This is a genomic window from Oricola cellulosilytica, from assembly GCF_019966575.1.
GTDB classification, from domain to species: Bacteria; Pseudomonadota; Alphaproteobacteria; order Rhizobiales; family Rhizobiaceae; genus Oricola; species Oricola cellulosilytica.
This window is the reverse complement of the sequence record NZ_JAINFK010000001.1, coordinates 41,437-62,298: the sequence shown is the minus strand read 5'-3', so window position 1 is coordinate 62,298 and position 20,862 is coordinate 41,437. Positions and strand designations below refer to the sequence as shown.

Below are 20,862 nucleotides of genomic sequence, written 5' to 3'. Positions count from 1 at the left end.
CCATGACGACTGGAGTTGATCGTGGCCTCCCCGCCGATATGCGCGAAATTGGCGAAAGCTTCGCCGTGTCTGGGCAAATTTCGCTGGCCCACGTGCGGGCGATCGCCGACGCTGGATTTTCCGTCATAATCTGCAACCGGCCCGATGGCGAGGCGCCGGATCAGCCGGGCGCCGCTCAGATCGAGACCGAGGCGAGGCGCCTCGGTCTCGCCTTCCACTATATCCCGGTCTTCCATTCCGGACTGACTTCCGAAAACGTGGAGGCGACAAGGCGGGCTGTCTCGCAGGCGGACGGCCCAATCTTCGCGTATTGCCGCTCAGGCGCGCGTTCCAGCAATTTGCATGCGCTCACGATGAGCTGACGACCTCCAATCAACGGTTCTACCGCCCGCGGGCAGGTTGACGTCGAAGGCGGGGCCGACCAAATGCAACCGAAACAATTAACGTTTCGGTTTGCATAACAAAATCTATAATTTAGATCCCCAGCATCTATGAATTGCTTAGCCTTGAATGAAGACAGTAGTCTTCAGAGATAGAATACTTTTTTATTGTTGTAAAACTGGCCATGTGCTCGGTTTTCGGAATTTATCGTCGGGGGCGGCGCCGTGTATTTTATTCCTCCCAGATTGCACCACAGGCAATTTTTCTCTGACCAGCGGACCTTTCATAAGATGCGCGACCTTTCGCAATTGTGTCGCAGCCTGAGGATAGTCGCAGCCGTCATGGTGTTGCTGGCGGCGAACTTCAGCGTGCCGCTCGCCTCTGCCGCATCGCTGAACGGGCTGAACGGTCGGCCATCGGTATCTTTCGAGCAGGACGCACAGCTCCTGACGTTCGATGCGTCAGATATGACCGATCTGGATGGTCTCGTAACCTATCGCTGGTCGCTGGTCGGTCGACCTTTCGCAAGCGCTGCCGTCATTCGGGGCGCGGCGGCCCCCGTGGCGTTCGTCCAGGTCGATGTTCCGGGACAATATACAATCGAACTTGCGCGAACGGTCGACGGCGTCGTTCAGCCGCCGATCTCGCTGGTCGCAACCACCGACAATCTCGAGCCCGTTGCAGCCATTGGCGCTGAAGGCGGTCACGCCCCGGTCTCCCCTGGAATGCCCGTGCGGCTGACAGGTGCCGGTTCGTACGACCAGTTCCCGGATGGCGAGCTATCGTTCCGGTGGACGTTTTCGTCGCTGCCTGCCGGTTCGGCTGCCGTGTTCGACAATCCGCTTGGGCTGCGCGCCGCTTTTACGCCCGATCTGCCGGGAGAATACGAAGTCACGCTCACCGTATCGGATCCGGACGGGCTCGAGGCCACAGACACGATCCGGCTGGCGACGGGACAAGGCCTCGCGAGCGCGTCGGCAGGGGCCGATGTGCCGGTAACCGCTGGAGAACCGGTGCTGATCGACGCCTTTGGATCGACACATTCCGCCGGCGTGCCTCTTCTTGCCGCTTGGTCGGTTGTCTCAAGGCCGCCGGGAAGTCTCGCGGATTTGGAAAGCGGAGGCTCGATCGATCCCCCTCAGCCCGGCCGTCACCAACTGACGCCGGACGTGGATGGATTGTACGTGCTGCGTGCTGACCTTTCCGAAGGCGGGTCGGCGGCCGCCGACACGGTAATCGTGGCCGTCAATGCGAACGTGCGCCCAATCGCCGAGGCAGGCGCCGACCGCGTGATCGCCACCGGTGCACAAGCTCTTCTCGACGCAACAGGTTCGACGGATGCAAATGGCGATAACCTGGCCGTTCGCTGGGACCTGATCCATGCTCCGGCGGGAAGCGCCGCAGTAATCCTGCACGCCGACCAGCCCAAAGCAACACTTACCACAGACATGGCGGGTGACTACCTCGTTCAGCTATCGGTTTCCGACGGCGCCAGCACCAGCCGAGACACTGTCCTGCTCACCAGCGGGTTTGTAAGTCCGGTCGCGCGCGCCGGCCGCGATGCCGTTCTGCCGAAGTCCGGCGTCGTGCAGCTAGATGGAACCAGGTCTGCAGGCGTTTCCCGGTTCCCACTCGACGGGATGTGGTCGATCTCAAATCTTGCCGACGCGAGGGCGGCTACGTTGGGAGATATCGTCCGGCCGGATGCTCTGGCTGCCTCCGCCGAATTCGCGATCGATCCGGCGGGTTACTACAATCCCGCTCGCGGCCTTTCCGACTACAACCTGGTTGTTTTTCAAAACGCCCTGATGCGCTCCCAGGTCCATGGCGCTGCATTCGTCGGCGGTCAATTGAACGGTCAGTCGGCAGGGTTCGGCTACGGACTGGGGAGCGACGCCGGCGGCGAGGTGATCCTGACGGTCGGGGGGCACATCAACGGCAATCCGAAGACCGTAACCAATGGCGGCAGTGTGCGTGCCGGTCTCGCCCCCAATGCGCACATCAATTTCGAGGGCGGTGGCGAGATGATCATCGACCCAACGGTTGATGTAGCCCCACTGCAGGCGGAGTTGGAGGCGTTTTCTGTTCAGCTTCGCGAGGAAGCGCCGACATCTGTTGTCAGCCTGCCTGCCGCTCAGCCCTTGGCCGTGACCTTCAATGCCGTTCCGAACGCCGACGGCGTCGCCGTATTCGATATTTCCGACGGCAACGACCTGTTCGACGACAGCAAGGTGCGGTCGATAGACATTTCGATGAACGGTGCCGAGGCGGTCGTCATCAATGTCGGTGGGAAAAACGTAAAGGTCAGACAGGCGAATTTTGTCGGCGCGTTCGAAAGTGATCTGGTCCGGGGCCGTGTCTTGTGGAACTTCCATGGCGCCAGCAATGTCAATATAGACCGCGAGTTCTCGGGAAGCCTGCTTGCACCCGGTGCGATGGTCCACGTCAACGCACGTATGACCGGCGCGGTCGTTGCCCGCCAACTCATTCAACGTGCGGCGATCGCAATGCCCGTCTTCACCGGCGCCCCTGCCTTTGCCGAGGTGCCCGATCCGGTGACTGCCGCGGTCCTGCAACTGCGTGTCGATGATAACGGGTACTCGGATGTTGACACGCTGCTCGCAACAACCGCAAACATTGCGCCGATTGCCGACATAGATGTCTCGGCCGCGGACGTGAATGTCGGAACACTCGTGTCGCTGTCGGCGGCCTCATCCGCGGATGCCAATGGAGATGCCCTTGAGGCACGGTGGTCGCTCGTCATGCGACCGGCAGGAAGCGCGGCCACAATTATTGGTGCTGGAGATACAGTTTCTCTCACGCCGGATCGCCGCGGCACTTACGTTGCTCAATTGATCGTCCACGACGGAGCGCTCGCCAGTGCACCGGCCACGCTTGCTATCGTGGCCGCCAACCGGCCGCCGGTCATCACATCCACGCCGGTTGGGGAGGGCATCGAAGGCGAGCCTTACCTGTACACGGCGCAAGCCGATGATCCGGATGGGGACTCGCTGGCATGGGCGCTCGTCCGGGCGCCGGCCGGCATGTCCGTTTCATCGACTTCCGGCGAGATTTCTTGGACACCCGACGAGCCGGGCAGCTTTGACGTGGCTCTGCGCGTCTCCGATGGATACGGCGGTATCGATCTCCAGTCCTTCACGATCGTGGTCTCGCCCGCCACGCTCATCAATCCGCCGGTCGTATCGGCGATTGGCGATCTTACGGTGCGGCCCGGCGAAACCGTGACCGTCGCGGTCGCGGCCAGCGACCCGGACGGCGATACCCTGTCCTTCTGGGCGCCCGCACTGCCTCCCGGCGCATCGCTTGACGCGAAGACGGGCATTTTCGAGTTTTCCGCCGTCGCCGAAGCGCCCGCGCAACACCCCGTGACGATTATCGTATCGGATGGAATTCTGACGACGTCGGTGAATTTCAACGTCATCGTCGTGGGATGGCCGGAAACGGATCCAACCCTTTTCTCCGGCCGCGTGCTGGACGCGCAGGATTTCGCCAACGGCCTTGAGACGCCTGTTACAGGTGCGGCGGTGACGCTCAACGGTGTCAGCGTAACAACAGCAGCGGATGGCGGTTTCGCATTCAGCGCTCTTGCCGCCGCTCAGGTGGGCGAACAAATCGTGCTGGCCGACGGGACCGCCGCAACGCCGCCGGCTGTCGGCGGGGTCTATGGCGCCGCGAGCAGACGAGTCAGGATATACGAACACGCGCCGAACCTGTTGGCAGCGCCCCTACTTCTGTCCCGCTTCAACGGTGAGGGAGTGGTCGCGACGGAAATCGACGACGATTTACCGCCGAATTTGCGGACCTGTTCCATCACGCGCTACGAGTCCGCCGACGGCTCCGCGATCCCGCTTGCCGCGCTCGCGCTCGTCGCCCCGGACACCGTCGCGCCCGGCACCGCGATGACCATCTGGTCGCGCGCCGAAAGCGCCGCCACCTATGCGGCAGCCGGCTCGGCAACCGTGGGCGCTGACGGCACGACGCTTGAAAACGTCGTCGGAACGGTTGCTTCGGGGAGCGGCGTCTTCGTCACGCCCCTCGCACTGTCCGGCCAGGAATCCGCGCTCCAGCCTTTCGACAGCTATGTCCCGTCGCTGCTCGGCGAGGGCAACATGCAGACCGGCTTCTCGCTGCCGTCCTATTCCTCGCTCGGGCAGAACCGCGCGCCGTCCTTCCTTTACAATTCAGTCGCCGCCAATCCGCGCCCGATCGTTACCGCCGATATCACTATCCCGGCCAGGGCGGCGCTGACCGGCACGCTGGAGGCGGAACTCTACGTCAATGGTCAAAAGGCGCCAGGCGTCACGGTCATCGACCTGACGACAGCCGAAAATCCGGCATCGGCGCTGCCGGTCGAGGACACCGATGCGGCCGTGTCGGTTTCGGTGTCGTTCGACGGCTCGGCCTTCGCGACGGGAGCCTATCCCTACGAATTGTATGTGTTCGCGGGCGGCACCTGCGCTGCCGCGGCGGCAAGGACCGAAGGTCGGGTTTTCGTCAACAATCGTTCTTCCACGCCCTACGGCTCCGGCTGGAAACCGACCGAGTTGCAGACCCTCGTCACCCAGCCGGACGGATCGGTGCTGATCGAGGAAGCAGACGGCGGCTTGAGCCTGTTCGAGGTGGGTAACGCCGTAGAGAGCTTCGACAAACTGTCGCTTCGCTACGATATCGAGGGCGGACATGCCGCGAGCGTTGGCGATCTGAACGGTGACGGCCGCCTCGATTTTGTAACCGCAGCCTCGAATTCCGGCGATGTTGTGGTCTTCCTGAACGAGGGTGGCGTCGATTTTCAACGCGCTCACGATCTTCCTCTCGCCGATCCGGTCGTCGCGCCCACCGATCCGCAAGTGGTCTACACGCCTGAGATCACCGATCTCACGCTTGGCGATGTGAGTGGGGATGGAATTCTCGATCTCGTCGTCAGTCGTCAATTCAACGGCGGGATCAGCGTCGCACTCGGACGCGGCGACGGGAGCTTCGGAACATTCTCGTCCGCGACCGCTGGATCCGGCACGTATAACAGCGTCAAGATAGCGGATGTGGATGGCGATCGGGTCGCCGATATCGTCGGGCTTTCGGCGTACATAGGTTTCTACGCCACTCCGCACGTCATTCTCAACGATCGCAACGGCGGCTTTGAGCCTCCCATCATCGTCCACACGACGCCGCAACGCCACACGCGCTTCAACGTGATCGACCTCGATGACGACGGCGACAGCGATATCGTCCTCGACGGGGCGCGGGCGCTTCTCAACGACGGCTCGGCAAACTTCGATGAACGTCAATTCAAACTCTTCGGCACCGTCGAGCTCCTCAATCCGGTAGCCGATGTCACGCGAATCCGCGGGTTCGATGGCGTCGTATCCGTTTCTCTCGGCAGCGACCAGATCGGCATTGCCGTCTTCGATCGCGTCACAAGGCGGTTCAACGCCGCTCAGACGATTCCGCTTCCGTCGCCTGCGCTTCGCGGCGCCGGGGTGCGCTTCGTTGATCTCAACGGCGACGGCTTGGACGATATCCTGCTTAACGAAGGCGGCGGAAGTTCGCTGGCCTATGCCATTTATGCGACCGCCGACGGAGATTTCGGCGGGCTCAATCTGCTGCCGATCGGCCACCCTCTGTTCGAGGTGCGCGCGGCCGATTTTGACGATGACGGCGCTTCGGACCTGTTGTCGGTCGATCGCTACGACATCTTCCTCGATTACGGAAATGCGACGGGGGCGGAGAACATCCGCGTTCCGTTCGGCGATTTCTCTGCGCTGGCGCGCGACGCCGGCGGCTTCGTGCGCCGCTACAAGGATGGCACCGAAATCGCCTTCGACGAATTCGGGCGGCAGACATCGGTCACCGACGCCAACGGCAACGTCACCGCCTATGCCTACGACGCCGATGGCCGTCTCGTTTCCATCACCGATCCTGTCGGCGAACAGACGCTCTACACCTACTTGGGCGGCCGGCTTGCCAGCGTCACATCGCCCGACGGCCGCGTCACCACCTTCGAATACGACGCATCCGGGCGGATGATCGCACTGGAAGAACCCGACTCCTCGCAGCAATTGTTCAGCTACGATGCAAACGGCCGTCTGGTCTCCGAAACGGACAAGCGCGGTTTCGAGACGACGCATCTCTACGGTGCCGCGGGAAGGTTCCTCGCCTCGACCTACCCGGACGGCGCGTCGAACGCGATTTCGGCGGCCCGCTCACTCGGGCTCGATTCGCTCGGCGGCGACACCGGCACCTTCGTCTCGCCGGAAGACCGGATCACGACGGTCGCCGACGCAAGGGGCAACGAGTCGGTGATGGAGGTCAACCAATGGGGCGGCGTCGTTCGCCGCGTCGATCCGCTCGGCCGCGAGTACCGTTTCGAGCGCAATGAAGACAATCTCGTCGTTACGGCGTTCGTGCCCCTCGACGGCGCGAACGCCGGCTTTCGCGAGACCGGCTTCGCCTATGACAGCGACGGCAACCTGGTCGAGCAGACCGATGCTGTCGGGGCCGGCGAAGAGCGCACGCAGCGCTGGGTGTATGGAACAGAGTTTTCCCGCCTCGTGGAGAAGATCGATGCCGGCGGGTTCACCACCACCTATGATTACGACGCCAGGGGCAACCTGCTGACGGAGACCGACCCCAATGGCGGGGTGACGGCGCACACCTACAATGAACGCGGCCAGAAGCTGACCACCACAGACCGTCGCGGCAATGTGACCACGGTAACCTACGATGCGCGCGGTCTGCTCGGCACGCTGACGGACCCCGCCGGCTTTGCCACCCGCCACGTGTATGACCTGGCAGGCAACCTGCGCCTCCAGATCAGGGGCGAGGGCACCCCCGAGGAACAGCGTGTTTCCTACGAGTACGACCCGCTGAACCGCGTCACGCGCATGCTGAATGGCGAGGCGGAAATTACCGAATACGGCTACGACACGGCTGGAAATCCCGTGCTGGTCCGCGACGCCACCGGTATCGAGGCGTCGCGGAGCTACGACAGCCGCAACCGGCTGACGTCGGTCGCCGATCCGGCGTCCGGCACGACGGTCATGGGATATGACGCCGACAACAATCTCACCTCGGTGATCGCCTCGGACGGCACCGCGACCGCGATGACCTACGACGCCGTCAACCGGGTCACCGACACGACGGACGCGCTCGGCATCACGAGGCGCGTCGCTTATGACGCGCGCGACAACGCCATCGCGATAACCGACGGCCGCGGCAACACCACGACGTTCGAATACGATCTGCTGGATCGCGTGACCGCCCGCACCAATCCGCTCGGCAACAGATGGGGCTTCGGCTACGACGCGCGCGGCCTGCGCACGTCCACCGCCAAACCCGATGGCCGCAGCTTGGCATTCGGTTATGACAATCTTCAGCGGCTGACGATCGTTATCGCCGACGGCCGTTTTATCCAGCGGCGCTACGCCTACGACGCGGAGGGCAATCTGACGGCGATGGGGACAGGCGGAGGGTTCGGCTGGGGCTTTGAATACGATGCGCGCAACCAGATCATCTCTTCCGCGGAGCCGCGCGTCGATTCCATCTATGCGAACATCTCGGGCCTGACCTACGCCTACGACGCCCACGGCCGGCGGGTCTCGATGTCGCAGCCGGCGGCACGCGCCGAAACGCTCTATGCCTGGGACAAGGCCGACCGCCTCGTCACGGTGACCGGGCCGTCCGGCAAGGCGATATCGCTCGGCTATGACGGTGCTGGCCGGCGGTCCTCCATCGCCTTTCCGAACGGCCTGACGACGGAGCTATCCTTCCAGACCCCGTTCGCCGCTGCGCCGGGCACGACGGGACGCCTCGCCTCGATCGCGCACGGCCTCGACGCCGCCGGCCAGACCGGCACGGCGCTGAACGGTCTGCTCGGCACCTTCTCCTATGGCTATGACGTCAAGGGCAATATCACCGGCATCGCCGAAAGCGGAACCCCGGCCCGGACCCGCAACTACGCGCTCGATGCGATCGAGCGGCTGACAGCGGTCACCGACGGCGGCGGCGGGCCGCTGGAAAGCTACACGCTGGACGAGGAGGGCAACCGCATCGTCTCGCACCTGTCGTCCTTCCACGTCACCGATTCGGCCAACCGGCTGACCGAGGATGCGGGCCACGCCTACGAATACGACGTCAACGGCAATCTGGTGCGCAAGACCGTGAAGGCGAGCGGCGAGACCTGGCGCTACGGCTATTCGGTGTTCGACGAACTGGTCCGGGCGACGAAACACGCTTCGCCCGATCCGGCAGCCCCGCCGGTGCTGACCAAGCGGTGGGACTACGATCCGCTCGGCCGCCGGGCGCGCGAATACGGCCCTTCGGGCAACCGGGTGTTCCATCACGACGGCGAACAGGTCGCGATGGAATGGACCTTCGCATCCGGTCTGCGCTCGCGCGCCATCCGCTGGTACACCCATTCCGACGTGACCGACGATCTTCTGGCGATCACCGGCCTCGATCCGGCGGCCGACACCTTCGTCAATCGCGGCCTGTTGCCTGCCGGCACGTCATATTACGCCCACACCGACCACCAGGGTTCGGTGCGCGCGGTGACCGACGATGCCGGCACGGTGATCAACGAATATTCCTACGATTCCTACGGCAACGCCGAGACGGCGGTGGAATCGCTGCCGCAGTTGTTCCGCTATACGGCGCGCGAATACGACCCCGAGACCGGCCTCTACCACTACCGCGCCCGCACCTACGATCCGGCGACCGGGAGGTTCCTGCAGGAGGATCCGATCTGGTTCGCCGCCGGCGATCTCAACATTTACCGCTACGTCTGGAACAGTCCGGTCAACTGGGTCGATCCGACGGGACTGAGTCCGTCAAACGAGCAGACACAGACTTCAGGTATCGGACTTCGTGCCATGGGCGCGGTCGCGATGACAGGAGATCGGGTCAACTGCCTGTTCGGAATTGCAGCGTCGGCGATCGCGGCCATCGACGCGGTTCAGACGGGCGATGGCGGAGATATCGTCGAAACCGCCGTCCTCATGGGCGAAACGGCCATGGAGTGCGGCTTCAAGGTTCGGGCGAAAGCCAGGCCGGGAAATCGTTGTACAGGACCGGGTAGCGGGGGCGGATTCAGGCAAGCCGCGCTGACCCTTGGCCGGATGATCGGAAATTCGTTTACCGAGGGCACGCCGGTTCTGACCCGCGCGGGCTTCCGCCCGATTGAGGAAATCCAGGTCGGAGAGGAAATCGGAGCGATCGACGAGAAAACCGGCGAGCGGGTTTGGCGCAAGGTCGTCGAACGTCTCTCGCGCCAGGCCCCGGAAGTGCTCCAGATCACGGTCGAGGACGCGGCGGGCAACCGCAATACGATCACCGCGACGCCGGAGCACCCCTTCCACGTCGAGGACTGGGACGGATCTGTCGAGACGGTCGTCGCCATCCTCAACGGCACGGACGGGCTGCCCGCGCACATGCTGATGCCGTCGGACGGTAAGACGCGGTTCGGCGACTGGGTGAAGGCCGGCGCGCTGAAGCGGGGCGACCGCATCTCGACGCTGTTCTCCGTCGGCCCGACCGTGGAAAACGCCAAGTCGCTCGATGCGGCAAGGGAAAGCCGCCCGATTGGCGGTGACGCGCTTTCGGCGCTCAAGGCGGCCAATGACAACGAACCGGTGACGGTCCGCGAGATCTTGCGCGATCAGGACGCCGCCCGCGTCTACAATTTCGAGATCGAGAGCCTGCCCGGCGAGATCACCCACAACTACATGGTGGGCGACGACGCGCTATGGGTGCATAACGCAACGAAACACCCGCGATTGCCGGGCCGCGTCCTACGCCGTCTGTGGGAACAGTATTGGCAACAACCTTGGCCGCTGGACGAGAGTGGACGAAATCAAGATGCGTGCCACATAATCGCCCTCGCGGACGGGGGAAATAACAGTCCGACGAATATTACACCTATGCCACGTCGCGATCATGTCCGACAACATATCGCAAATGGTGACTTTAGGCGGTGGGGAAAACGAGCCCATGGAGGAACTGATTGACAAAGGAAATGCCCGCTGGATTCCACGGCATCGCAGATTTTGGTTTTTGGGAGCAAATGTCTGCTGTGGAGCGCAGGCCATATGGCGTTTTGCTCCAAGCGGCTCACCGCTATTTAGGAACGCTAAAGTGGTTTGGAGATTGCACAGGTTTTTGGCTCGGTCTCGCAGAGCCTGATCTGGTTGGTGTTTTTCTTTATCGGCGCAAGCCGGTCGATAACATCCCTGAGTTCCACTGGATCATCGCAGGCCCGAGGTGGCCATTCCCAGTATGGAGTGCAGATGGGTCAGACGAAAAAGAAAGCCGGAATCAACACTATTCTGGCTTGCCGGCTGCCTATATCTGGACCGGCCATCCTGATTTCGCCGACCCGGACTCCGCCCAGACACCGGCGGCGGCGCTGGAGTCGTATACAAATGTAATCCAGGACTGGGTTGATGCGGTGAAAGTAGGCGGAGACCTCTCGAAGGTGTTTCCTGTAGATATTCCTGAAGGAAAAGCGCCACGGGAATATGCTTTTGACGTGGAAAAGTTACTAGATAGAATTAGGGAAGACCTATTACCGAAATACGCTGAGAATTTGCGCTAGGACGAGGGCGGCAAGGCATCGTGACCGCCCGCCCCGTTCGTCGGCCTGCTGTTGAGTCAAAGGATCATCGCCGCGGGCTGATTCCTGACCGGCCGCTGACTTCGCGGCGCGCGAATACGATCCCGAGACGGGCCTCTACCACTACCGCGCCCGCGCCTACGATCCGGCGACCGGGAGGTTCCTGCAGGAGGATCCGATCGGGTTCGCGGCGGGTGATCTCGACATTTACCGCTATGTCTGAAACAACCCGGTCAACTGGCTCGATCCGAGCGGGTTGGCCGTTGGTGGGGAGGGGCTCATTCTGGGCTCGCTCGGCATCAAGGCGCTACTTGGCGGAAATATTGCTGACGAGGCCGATTTCGCCAGCGGCGGCAGCACCGCGCAATTCCTCCGGCAGGGGAGCAACAACGCGCTCAGCGACACATCCGGCACCATCAACTGCACGTTCTTCACGCTCGCTGATATTGTTGCGAAGGCAGGCCGGATCAGGTCATCACCGGCGTCAATGATAGTTGTGGGGGGGGGATGTTGAGCCGGTTGAACCAGACGAAAACGATGAGATGGAGGTTGCTGGGCTTGGCGGCTGTCAATTCGGGCGGCGTACGCGGGCAGCGTTGCGATTTGTACTTGAATTCTCGACGCTGGAGCCGGGACCGAAAAACTGCGATGTCAGCGAAACACCACCACCCATCGTGACAATAGACCCCAATCCGCCAAAAATGCCCCTTCCTCCATATGTAAAGTTGGACTGACGCAGAACATGATGACCAACGACAATCACTTGCTGATGAAGGAGAAAATCGATTCCGCTATCGCTGACGAAAAAGGCGCTAGAGCACAACTTTGGGCGGCGATACGCAGGAGAGGCTCCTTCAAGGAGAGTAGCGTTATTGCGAGTTTTAGAAACTATTTAGAAAAAGAGATGTACAAACATTCACACGTAATGTGCATTATTGCACATGAGATTGGAATTGATGAAGACGTGAAGATGTTTATCGAAAACGGAAAATATTATACTCCTTCTAAATATAGATTAGCGCAAATATATTTTATAAAAGGAAATAATATTGAATATATAAAAACATTATCTGATGCAGCAAATCGCGGACATATTTTGGCAAAGAGAGATATACTATACAACGCTCTTAGAGAGAATGAAATAAGTAGAATGACGTTCGTAATGGAAAGAGCTAAGCTATTAATTTCGGGTTTTTTGAGATCCTTTTCGTCGCCAGGACACCCAACGACAGTCCGGGATTTTTAGGAAGGCAACCGTGTCTTACACCTCTCGTTCTTCCATGTTACCGATCCGGCCGCCCCGCCGGCGCTGACCAAGCTGTGGGACTGCGATCCGCTTGAACGGTGGATGGAAACGATGCGGACCCAACGCCAGACCCCGGGTTCTCGCATTGTCGCCCAACCCCGAAAGGCGCTAGACTTGGCCGGCAGGAAGGCGAGTCGACCGTGCAGGCAGTTCTGAGCGATGTTTACGACTGGTGGTCGCGCACCATGCGCGGGTTCGTCGGTGCGCGCGGGGGGGCCCCGCGCGGGCCGGTGGCGGTCCTGCGGCGGGACCGGCTCGACGTGTTTCGCGGCCCCGCCGACGACGCGCCTGCCGCAGTGCCGCTCGACGATCTCCAGACAGGGCTTGCGAGCCTGCGCCGTGGCCGCGGCGCTGTACGCGGGCCGGTCACGTTGCAACTTGATGAGGGCCGCTTCATCACCCGCCGCCTGTCCGGCTTTACCGTCCCCCTCAGCCGCCAGCGCGCCATGGCCGCGATCGATCTCGGCGGGTCTACGCCGTTTCGTGTCGAAGAGGTCCATGCCGTCCTGACGGAGCCGCCGGCGGCACGCCAGGCGCCGCCCTCCGAGTACCACATCATCCGCCGGTCGGTGATCGACCCGGTCGTCGCCGCGCTGGCGGCGGCGCGGTTGCCGGTCAGGGCTATCGCGTTGACCGCCGGGGACGGGCCGGTCCTGCCGCTACGCGGCGCTGATTTGGCGCGGCTCACCGGCCGCACCCGGGCGCGCTCCTTCGCTCACGCGTCGGCCATCGCCGCCATGGCTCTGATCGCTGTTGCAACCGCGGGAAGCTTCGCCCACGCATGGTGGCGCTATGATACCGCGATTGCCGAGACGCGCGCGATCTCCGCGCCGCTGCAGGCTCGCGCCGTACGCGTGCGCAAGGCGCTCGACGAGCGCGAGAATCGCATGGCCGTCCTGTCGGCCTTGCGTACGGAAATCGCCGAGAGCCGGACGGCCACCGAAGTCTGGGAGGAGGTGACGCGCGTCCTGCCCGATTCCGCATGGCTCACCGACATGACGATCGCCGAGGACACGGTTCGCCTGTCCGGCTTCTCGCGCGCGGCGCCGGCGATCATCGCGCCGCTGGAGGGCTCCGGCATGTTCTCCAACGCCGAGTTCACCGCGCCGGTGGTGCGGGTTCCCGGCCAGGCGGGGCAACGTTTCTCCCTTCGCATGGACGTGCCGGCCCGATGAACGGATTGCTGACGGGATTGATGAATGCACCACGTGGCCTGCAGAGGGCGGCGGCGATCATGCTGCTCATTGCGTTCGCCGGGCTCGCCGCCGGCTCGGTCGCAGCCATGGCCAGTCTGTTGAACGCGAAACATGCCGAACTCCAGGCGCTTCGCGACACCGCCGGCCGCTTCGCCCGGGTGGCGGCGCTTGAGGAGAGCCTGAAGGCTTCGCTCGGCGCACTCGAGAACGGCAAGGACCGCTCGCTGTTCGTCGAGGCGGAGAGCGCCGCGATCGCCAGGGCCGCGCTGCAGAGCAGGCTTGGTGCGATAGCGGCAAAGCACAAGCTGTCGGTCGTGTCCGTCGGGGGGCTGCCGGATCGCGACGAAAACGGCTACCAGTTGATCGGCCTGCGCGCCGATGTGGTTGGCCGGTTCGAGGCAGTCCATGGCACGGTGCTCGATATCGAGGGCGACCTGCCGCCGCTTTTCATTCGGGAATTGACGTTGCGCTTGAACGGTCCGCCGGGGGGACCTGACACGCCAGCGGTCCAGATCACCGCGCAGATCCAGCTCTATGCGGCCTATCGCGCACCGGCAACAGCATCGGCTCGCGAAACGCGGCGGGCGGAGTTGGCGCCATGATCCGGATGCTTCTATTCGGAGGAACTGCGATCTTCTTGATGGCCCTGGGCGCGTTCAATCTTATGCTCGCGCAAAGCCCGCCCGATACCTCTCCGCTCGCGTCGGCCTCCGCAGCGGAAATTTCTGCTGCGACACCGCAGAATGAACCGGATATCGCACGACGCAACTTCGCCATCACACACACCCGGAATCGGCCCCTCTTCGTGGCGACCCGCCGGGCGTATGTTGCACCGCCAAAGCCACCGCCACCGAAGCAGCAGGTTCAGCAGGCTACGCCCGTGCAGCCCGCCCCCGCCCCTCCGACCCCGCCCCCCGATGTCCGGCTTTTCGGCGTCGAGATCACGCCATCCGGGAATCGGGCATTGGTATCGCACGGTAATCAGGCGACGGCCGAGTGGTTGAGCGAAGGAGCCGACATTCGCGGCTGGTCACTTTCTACGGTCGAGGGGGACAGAATTGTGCTGATCCGGGAGGAACAGCGCCAGATTGTCGACCTCTATCCGCCGGATGGGTGACCTGGATGGCATGTTCGATCAAACCCCTTCTGACACGCCGTTCAGGCCGCGATGCTGGAATGGCGCTTTTCGCGGTGCTCGCCTTCCTGATCCTGATAGCCGCTGCGATCACGCCGATATCGGTATCGGCGCATATCGACGCACTGGTAACCCGCAACTCGATCCGCGAGACGCAGGACCGGTTCGCGGTGGAGGGTATCGTGCGGCTGGCGGGCGCGGTATATGCCGAGCGCGCGTATGCATTGCGCGGTCGCCCCAACGTAAAAATGCCCTCCCGCATCGCATGTTTCGACGATGGCCGCGAAAGCAACATCACCTTCGCCTTCCTGAATCACAGCGGACTGGTGGATTTGAACGCCGCGTCGCCTGAATTGCTGGAGGTCGGATTCCGCGCATTGGGTGTGGAGGCGGGCCGGGCATCCGCATTGGCCGTGGAGGCGGAGCGCTATCGATCCGCCGAGCCGCCCGATGGAGGGGGGGGCGATCAGCGGTACAAGCGTGCGCCGTTCGAAACCGTATTCGAACTCGGTGATCTTGCCTCCGGTGACAAGCGCCTCTCCAGCGCGCTTCTCTATCAGGCCGCCCCATCCGTTTTCACGATCCACTCGAAGAGCGGAACGCTCGACACTTCCGTAGCGCCGGTTGCGGTCGCATCTGCTGCGAGAACACTGGGAACGCGTGACGCGCCGTATTTGGTAGAGGATGGCGGCAGGCTGCCCGCTCTGACCATCATTGCGGCCGTTCGGCGTCCCGGAAGGCCGGATGTGACGGCGAGCGGCGTCTACGCGGTGGAATTGAGCGAGGACGCGGCGGCGGTTCGTATCCTTGAACCCATGCGGCTCCGCTCGGCAGATAGCGATGCGGAACCGGCGGACACTGCCCGCGCCGGATGCGATACGCTTTTTGCACCGCCCTTGCGTCAAGCGATGTTTGAGGTTTTGCGATGAATTACGCTGCTGACAGAACCGGCGCGGATGCTTTTGTCGAATCGCTTGTCCAGAGCGGCACATTCACCGCCGAGGCCGCGCGGCGCCTGAGAACGGCCTATGCCGCGACAAGTCATCCCTTCGACACTGTCGTCATCGAACTCGGCCTGATGCGCGAGGAAGCGCTCGCTCAAGCACTCGCCGCACATTTTCGAACCGAGTATGTCGATGCGCCTGACAAGACGGCGAATATGATGACATGCGAGGCCCTAGGCCTCGAGTTCCTGACCTCTCGCGCGGTGGTTCCTGCGGGCGAAGACGAGACCGGACGACCGGTGTTTCTCGTCGCCGATCCGTTCGACGGCGAAACGCTGGATATGGTCAGCTACCATGTGGACAGACCGATCGCGGTGCAGACCGCGACGCGCGGCGCAATCAATACGTTCCTCGCCAGCATCGCGCGAAATGCGGATGCCCCGCTCGAAGATCACACAGAGGTGTCATCCGCATCGGACAGCGATCTTGAGCGTCTCAAGGATTTCGCGCGGCAGGCACCGATCGTGCGGCTGGTGGCTCGCATCGTGCAATTTGCCGTCGATGGCAATGCGACGGATATTCACATCGAACCGGCGGTGAACGAGATTCGGATACGAGTTCGCGTGGATGGAATGCTGAAGGTCGCCGAGACCGCGCCGCTCTCACAGCTTCCGGGCATTGCAACGCGCATCAAACTGCTGGCCGGGCTGGATATCGCCGAACGTCGGCTTCCTCAGGATGGCCGGATGCGCGTCGCGGTGCGCGGCCAGGAAATCGATCTGCGTGTCTCCGTCGTGCCGACCATCCACGGCGAAACGATGGTCCTGCGCATTCTCGACCGCAGTGTCGTGGCGCTCGATCTTGCAACCTTGGGCTATGACCCCGCATCCAGCACGCAGCTAGAGGAGATTGCCCGCTGTCAAAATGGCATCGTGCTGGTAACCGGGCCGACGGGCAGCGGAAAGACCACGACGCTATATGCGCTCCTGTCTCTTCTGAGCAATTCATCGGTCAAGATATTTACTGTCGAAGACCCCGTGGAATACCGGATGGATGGCGTCACCCAGCTTCAGATCCAGCCGTCCATTGATCTCACCTTTGCCCGAGCGCTGCGTTCTGTCTTGCGGCAGGACCCCGACATCATACTGGTGGGCGAGATCCGCGACCGGGAGACCGCCGAGATCGCCATCCAGGCCGCGTTGACTGGCCATCTCGTGCTCTCCACATTGCACACCAACAGCGCGGTGGGTGCGGTAACACGCCTCCGTGACATGGGCATTCCAGACTATCTGATCGGCGCGACCGTTCGCGGTATGGTTGGTCAGCGTTTGTTGCGCAGGACATGTTCGTGCCGCAGCCCGGACCCGTCGTCGGTCTGTCCGAAATGCAACGGAACCGGCTATCACGGCCGGACCGCCACGTTCGAAATCGCGAGGGTTAGCGAGAGGTTGGGCCGAGACATTAGCAGTGGTGCGCCTGAAACCGCGCTTCTGGATACACTGGTTGCCGGTGGGATGACCCCGATCCAGATCCATGCCGAGCACCTGGTTAGCTCAGGGTTGACGGACAGGGCGGAGATGATGCGGGTCATCCAGCTCGATGGGACCGCTGGACCATGAAGTTTCGTTACCGTGCATATCTTACCAATGGAGCCGTGGACATCGGTGAGGTGAATGCGCGCGACCGCGCCGAGGCGCTGAAGGAGTTGGTGGCGGCGGGAAAATCCGTTTTTGATATCGAGGACGCCGAGGTTTCCGTGTCCCCGGCGTTCAAACCTGCCCGATCGCGATCGCTGTTCCGGTTTCGACGCAGGCAGAAGCCGGAAAGCCTTTTCGTGGAAATGTCGGTGCTGATGCGCGCCGGCATGACTGTCGTGCAGGCACTCGCGGCTATCGCGGAAGGCGAGGAGCCCGGGCCGAGACGCGAGCTCCTTCAAGAAATTCTCGCGGCGGTCACGTCGGGCAAGGACGCGGCGACCGCTTTCTCCCAGGCGAAGGTTTTCAGAAGTGATGCCCTTTCGTTGATTGCGAGCGGAGACGCGGCTGGCAATCTCGGCGAGGTATTTGCACTTCTTGCGACCGAGCACGAGGCGCGCGAGAAACACCGCGCCCGAATTCGCGAGGCGATTGCCTATCCTGTCTTCCTGCTGTTCATGATGACCGGCGCGGTCGGGCTTCTGACCTTCGTTCTCGTGCCTGCAATCGAGCCGATTTTTGATGGGTCACAAGCGGAAATGCCGGCGATCGTCGCCGCTTTGGTCGTGCTGCGAACGACACTGACCGATTGGGCTCTGCCGTTGGCGATTGGCCTCGCGGCAATCACAGCATCGGTCGTTGTTTCACCGAGTTTTCGCAAAGCACTGGCGGGACTTTTCTTCCGCGTCACGGGCCGCATTCCACTGCTCGGACCGATTCGCCGCAATCTGGAACTGGCGCGTTATCTGAGCAGTCTATCCATGCTTCTGCGCGGGGGTGCATCCATGGCGAGCGCTTTGGCCCTGTCGGCAAAGGGTTGCAACGATCAGGCGATCCGAAGCCGGATGGAAGCCGTGCATGACGAGGTCGCACATGGGCAGCGGCTAGCGACCGCGATTCGTGAAACTGGCCTCTTTGGCCCCAAGGTCGTGTCTCTGGTTACTGCTGGAGACAGCGTCAACCGGTTGCCTGATGTGACTGCGAGCGCAGCTTCCATTATCGACGCCGAAGCCCGCCAGCGCATCGGTGTTCTGCTGGCGTTGATGACCCCCGCAATCACCATTCTTCTGGGCATCATGATCGGAGGGCTTGTTCTTTCCATCATGTCGGCATTGCTCAGCATCAACTCGGCTGCGTTGCCGTGATGCTTGCCCCTCGGACACGCGGCCGGCCCCTTTGCCCCGAGAACGGCTTTACCCTGGCCGAAATGTTGGTCGTGATTGCAATCGCGGGACTGGTCGGTTTGACGGTTTCGCAAAGTGCCGTGTTCCTTCGCAAGGCGACAACGAAGGCTGCTGCCGATACGATCGCGGCGGAAATGCGCAAGGTCGCACTCCAGGCGGTCACGCAGGGTACGGCACGCTCGATAAGAGTGGATGTGAAGAACGGACTGGTCTTTGGAGATGGACCGGAACCGGTCTTTTCGGCCTCTGAGAACTTTGCGCTTGAGATAACGACTGCCGCCGAACTGGCGGAGACCGGCGATGCCGGGCGGATTCTTTTCTTTCCCGACGGTATATCGAGCGGCGGCGAAGTGCGCATAATCGGCGGAGGTGGAAGAGGAAATGCTGTGTCGGTGAATTGGCTCACGGGCTCGATCGCAACGCGAGCGATCGAATGAAGGGCGGCACCCGAAGAAAGGATAGACGAGCACCGGAAGCGGGCTTTACGCTACTCGAGACAATTGTCGCACTCCTCATCCTCGCCTTGGCCCTGGGTACGGCGGTCCAGTCGGTGGCGCTGGCGAGCAGCCGGCTCGGGATGTCCGACCACGCGCGCGACATTGAAGAGGTCGCCCGCCGCACGCTTGCTTCCTTGGCCGCGACCCCGCCAAGGCCAGGGCGAACAGAGGGTGTCGACCGCAACTCCGGCCTGCATTGGGTTATCGAGGCCCGCGCGGTGCCTGGGCTCGAAACACAATCGGCAAGCCACATCGTCCTTACGTTGACAAGCGGCACAATTCGACGGCTGAGACACCGCTTCGAGACGATGGTCCTCGGGCAGGCTGACACATGACTGCGCCTCGTCCGACAGGGCACGGGCATGCCGGCTGGGTACAGGCACAAAATTGGCAGGCCGGTTTCGGCCTCTTGGAGGTTCTTATCGTTCTCATGATCACAGGCGCCATGGGCTTGGTCATGATGTCGATGCTTTCGCAGATAAGGCCGTTGAGCGAAAAGCAGGTACAGGTCGAAAATATTCAATCGCTTCAGGCAGTCGTGCGACACGTCGCTCGTACGATTGAGAGCGCGGAGATGCTTGTCTTGGCGCCCCAGGGCGAGAAGGCAGGCGGGTTGTATCTTGATGGCGAAGCGGATTCGATCCGTTTCGCGGCGGTGGCTCGCCGAGGGGTGCGGACCACTGGTCTCGCCGAGATTCAGTTCACAGTCGACAGAAGCGGAAGGAAACCTCGTTTGGTCCAGTTGGTGAAGGACAAGCGGGAGCGCGGGGATGTCCAGAAGATCATTCTGGCGGACGGGATCAGATCCGTGAAGTTCGGGTATGCCGAAGGCAGTGCCACACGATCCGATCCAGAGAATTGGCAAAACGTTTGGTCGACGAACGCGAAGCTGCCGTCCGCGATCGCAGTATCCGTGGTACAGGAACGGAATGGCTCCGAACCGATCGCGCTGCGCGCTGTCGCCGTCCCGCTAGCGCGGTGATCCGGCTACTGCGCCCTGAATTCCAGGTCCGCGTTGAGACCTTCGCCGCCCTCGATATTGTCCTGACCGAGCGAACTGATCACAACGCCCCCGGTGTCGGCGGAAACGCTGTAGCCGAAGGGATTTCCCCACGCGTCGCGCAGCGCACCATCGCCCTTGATATAGGGTCCGTTCCACGTTGTGCTGCCGGCCGGCGCTTGAACCAGAGCGGAAAGTCCCGGCTCTTCGGCCGGATATGCGCCGTGATCGAGATAGTAAAGTTCGAGCGCGCTTCCGATGCTCCGCATTTGCGCGGTCGTCGTCGAGACCCGCGCCGATCCGAGATAGCGGAGCACCTGCGGTGTCGCAAGCGCTGCGACCAGCCCGATGATCGCGAGCACGACCAGAAGCTCGACGAGCGTGAACCCATCTTCGCCAAGGCGGGGTGAACGCCGGAACGTCGTCACCGGTAGTGACTTGCGATTTGGCAGCTTGATCATACGAAGGCGACCTCGATCATCCATGTAATGAAAAGTCCTATAGCAAGAAACGGTCCGAACGGCAGTCGGTAAGATCTGATTGTTTTGCGTCGCGCCGAGGCGAGTATCAGAATGGCGCAGAGAGCGGTGGCCGACGAGACGAGCAAGAAGACCGGGAACAGGCTCGGGTGAAACCATGCAGCGCTCGCGCCAGCCATCTTGACGTCGCCGAGACCGAGACCGACGCGTGATGAAAGGCGAAGATGAAGGGCTCGGACTATCCAGAAGAGCGTAAACCCGCCCGCGGCGGCCGCCAGTTGAAGTGGAACAGAATGAACGTCGCGGATCCACCAGAACACCAAGCCACCGGCAAGCAGGGCAAGGTTTGCCAAGTCCGGAATTCGAAGTTCCCGCAGGTCCACCACAACGATCACGGCCAGGATCCCCAGCAGGACCAT

16 protein-coding genes and 1 pseudogene are annotated in these 20,862 nt (G+C 62.2%); 15 read left to right on the top strand and 2 right to left on the bottom strand.

What is annotated here, in order from left to right:
• The first annotated feature begins 2 nt into the window (after nucleotides 1-2).
• From LC298_RS00270 to LC298_RS00200, 15 genes and pseudogenes are all read left to right on the top strand, one after another.
• Nucleotides 3-362: a protein tyrosine phosphatase family protein gene (locus LC298_RS00270; RefSeq protein ID WP_131565702.1), complete on the top strand. Its 360-nt coding sequence runs from the start codon at nucleotides 3-5 to the stop codon at nucleotides 360-362.
• A gap of 309 nt (nucleotides 363-671) precedes the next feature.
• Nucleotides 672-10,403, top strand: coding sequence for a choice-of-anchor A family protein (locus tag LC298_RS00265; RefSeq protein WP_131565704.1), 9,732 nt, complete (start codon nucleotides 672-674; stop codon nucleotides 10,401-10,403).
• The gene (locus LC298_RS00260; RefSeq protein ID WP_131565706.1) at nucleotides 10,400-10,990 is read left to right on the top strand and encodes a hypothetical protein; all 591 of its coding nucleotides are present in this window, start codon (nucleotides 10,400-10,402) and stop codon (nucleotides 10,988-10,990) included. The genes LC298_RS00265 and LC298_RS00260 overlap by 4 nt, the downstream gene beginning before the upstream one ends.
• A 109-nt stretch (nucleotides 10,991-11,099) precedes the next feature.
• A pseudogene (locus LC298_RS18145) lies at nucleotides 11,100-11,231 on the top strand (RHS repeat-associated core domain-containing protein); the annotation flags it as partial.
• Nucleotides 11,232-11,264: 33 nt separating this feature from the next.
• A complete protein-coding gene (locus tag LC298_RS00250) occupies nucleotides 11,265-11,522 on the top strand; it encodes a hypothetical protein (protein WP_131565708.1) in 258 nt (85 codons plus the stop codon).
• A 231-nt stretch (nucleotides 11,523-11,753) separates the two neighbouring features.
• The gene (locus LC298_RS00245; RefSeq protein ID WP_131565710.1) at nucleotides 11,754-12,254 is read left to right on the top strand and encodes a hypothetical protein; all 501 of its coding nucleotides are present in this window, start codon (nucleotides 11,754-11,756) and stop codon (nucleotides 12,252-12,254) included.
• Nucleotides 12,255-12,454: 200 nt separating this feature from the next.
• Nucleotides 12,455-13,489 (top strand): PilN domain-containing protein, encoded by a 1,035-nt coding sequence (locus LC298_RS18075; protein WP_131565712.1) that lies wholly within the window; start codon nucleotides 12,455-12,457, stop codon nucleotides 13,487-13,489.
• A complete protein-coding gene (gspM, locus tag LC298_RS00235) occupies nucleotides 13,486-14,112 on the top strand; it encodes a type II secretion system protein GspM (RefSeq protein ID WP_131565714.1) in 627 nt (208 codons plus the stop codon). The genes LC298_RS18075 and gspM overlap by 4 nt, the downstream gene beginning before the upstream one ends.
• Before the next feature lie 38 nt (nucleotides 14,113-14,150).
• A complete protein-coding gene (locus tag LC298_RS00230; protein ID WP_131565716.1) occupies nucleotides 14,151-14,627 on the top strand; it encodes a hypothetical protein in 477 nt (158 codons plus the stop codon).
• A 59-nt stretch (nucleotides 14,628-14,686) separates the two neighbouring features.
• Nucleotides 14,687-15,574 (top strand): hypothetical protein, encoded by an 888-nt coding sequence (locus LC298_RS00225; protein WP_131565718.1) that lies wholly within the window; start codon nucleotides 14,687-14,689, stop codon nucleotides 15,572-15,574.
• Nucleotides 15,571-17,208 (top strand): GspE/PulE family protein, encoded by a 1,638-nt coding sequence (locus tag LC298_RS00220; RefSeq protein WP_131565720.1) that lies wholly within the window; start codon nucleotides 15,571-15,573, stop codon nucleotides 17,206-17,208. The genes LC298_RS00225 and LC298_RS00220 overlap by 4 nt, the downstream gene beginning before the upstream one ends.
• Nucleotides 17,205-18,428, top strand: coding sequence for a type II secretion system F family protein (locus LC298_RS00215; protein ID WP_131565722.1), 1,224 nt, complete (start codon nucleotides 17,205-17,207; stop codon nucleotides 18,426-18,428). The genes LC298_RS00220 and LC298_RS00215 overlap by 4 nt, the downstream gene beginning before the upstream one ends.
• Complete coding sequence (locus LC298_RS00210; RefSeq protein ID WP_223385534.1) at nucleotides 18,428-18,904, top strand: GspH/FimT family pseudopilin; 477 nt, start codon at nucleotides 18,428-18,430, stop codon at nucleotides 18,902-18,904. Before LC298_RS00215 ends, LC298_RS00210 begins: the two co-directional genes overlap by 1 nt.
• Nucleotides 18,901-19,299: a prepilin-type N-terminal cleavage/methylation domain-containing protein gene (locus LC298_RS00205; protein WP_131565725.1), complete on the top strand. Its 399-nt coding sequence runs from the start codon at nucleotides 18,901-18,903 to the stop codon at nucleotides 19,297-19,299. Before LC298_RS00210 ends, LC298_RS00205 begins: the two co-directional genes overlap by 4 nt.
• Complete coding sequence (locus tag LC298_RS00200) at nucleotides 19,296-19,946, top strand: hypothetical protein (protein ID WP_131565727.1); 651 nt, start codon at nucleotides 19,296-19,298, stop codon at nucleotides 19,944-19,946. Before LC298_RS00205 ends, LC298_RS00200 begins: the two co-directional genes overlap by 4 nt.
• 5 nt (nucleotides 19,947-19,951) lie before the next feature.
• Here LC298_RS00200 and gspG read toward each other — a convergent pair whose 3' ends face one another.
• Both gspG and LC298_RS00190 read right to left on the bottom strand, forming a co-directional pair.
• The gene (gspG, locus tag LC298_RS00195; RefSeq protein WP_131565729.1) at nucleotides 19,952-20,425 is read right to left on the bottom strand and encodes a type II secretion system major pseudopilin GspG; all 474 of its coding nucleotides are present in this window, start codon (nucleotides 20,423-20,425) and stop codon (nucleotides 19,952-19,954) included.
• Nucleotides 20,422-20,862: a prepilin peptidase gene (locus tag LC298_RS00190; protein WP_131565731.1), complete on the bottom strand. Its 441-nt coding sequence runs from the start codon at nucleotides 20,860-20,862 to the stop codon at nucleotides 20,422-20,424. Before LC298_RS00190 ends, gspG begins: the two co-directional genes overlap by 4 nt.

Coding starts and splice junctions, on each gene's coding strand:
- gspM (WP_131565714.1), top strand. CDS start 13,486: ATGAACGGATTGCTGACGGGATTGATGAATGCACCACGTGGCCTGCAG.
- LC298_RS00245 (WP_131565710.1), top strand. CDS start 11,754: ATGACCAACGACAATCACTTGCTGATGAAGGAGAAAATCGATTCCGCT.
- LC298_RS00230 (WP_131565716.1), top strand. CDS start 14,151: ATGGCCCTGGGCGCGTTCAATCTTATGCTCGCGCAAAGCCCGCCCGAT.
- LC298_RS00225 (WP_131565718.1), top strand. CDS start 14,687: ATGGCGCTTTTCGCGGTGCTCGCCTTCCTGATCCTGATAGCCGCTGCG.
- LC298_RS00220 (WP_131565720.1), top strand. CDS start 15,571: ATGAATTACGCTGCTGACAGAACCGGCGCGGATGCTTTTGTCGAATCG.
- LC298_RS00265 (WP_131565704.1), top strand. CDS start 672: ATGCGCGACCTTTCGCAATTGTGTCGCAGCCTGAGGATAGTCGCAGCC.
- LC298_RS00210 (WP_223385534.1), top strand. CDS start 18,428: ATGCTTGCCCCTCGGACACGCGGCCGGCCCCTTTGCCCCGAGAACGGC.
- LC298_RS00215 (WP_131565722.1), top strand. CDS start 17,205: ATGAAGTTTCGTTACCGTGCATATCTTACCAATGGAGCCGTGGACATC.
- LC298_RS00270 (WP_131565702.1), top strand. CDS start 3: ATGACGACTGGAGTTGATCGTGGCCTCCCCGCCGATATGCGCGAAATT.
- gspG (WP_131565729.1), bottom strand. CDS start 20,425: ATGATCAAGCTGCCAAATCGCAAGTCACTACCGGTGACGACGTTCCGG.
- LC298_RS00205 (WP_131565725.1), top strand. CDS start 18,901: ATGAAGGGCGGCACCCGAAGAAAGGATAGACGAGCACCGGAAGCGGGC.
- LC298_RS00200 (WP_131565727.1), top strand. CDS start 19,296: ATGACTGCGCCTCGTCCGACAGGGCACGGGCATGCCGGCTGGGTACAG.
- LC298_RS00190 (WP_131565731.1), bottom strand. CDS start 20,862: ATGGTCCTGCTGGGGATCCTGGCCGTGATCGTTGTGGTGGACCTGCGG.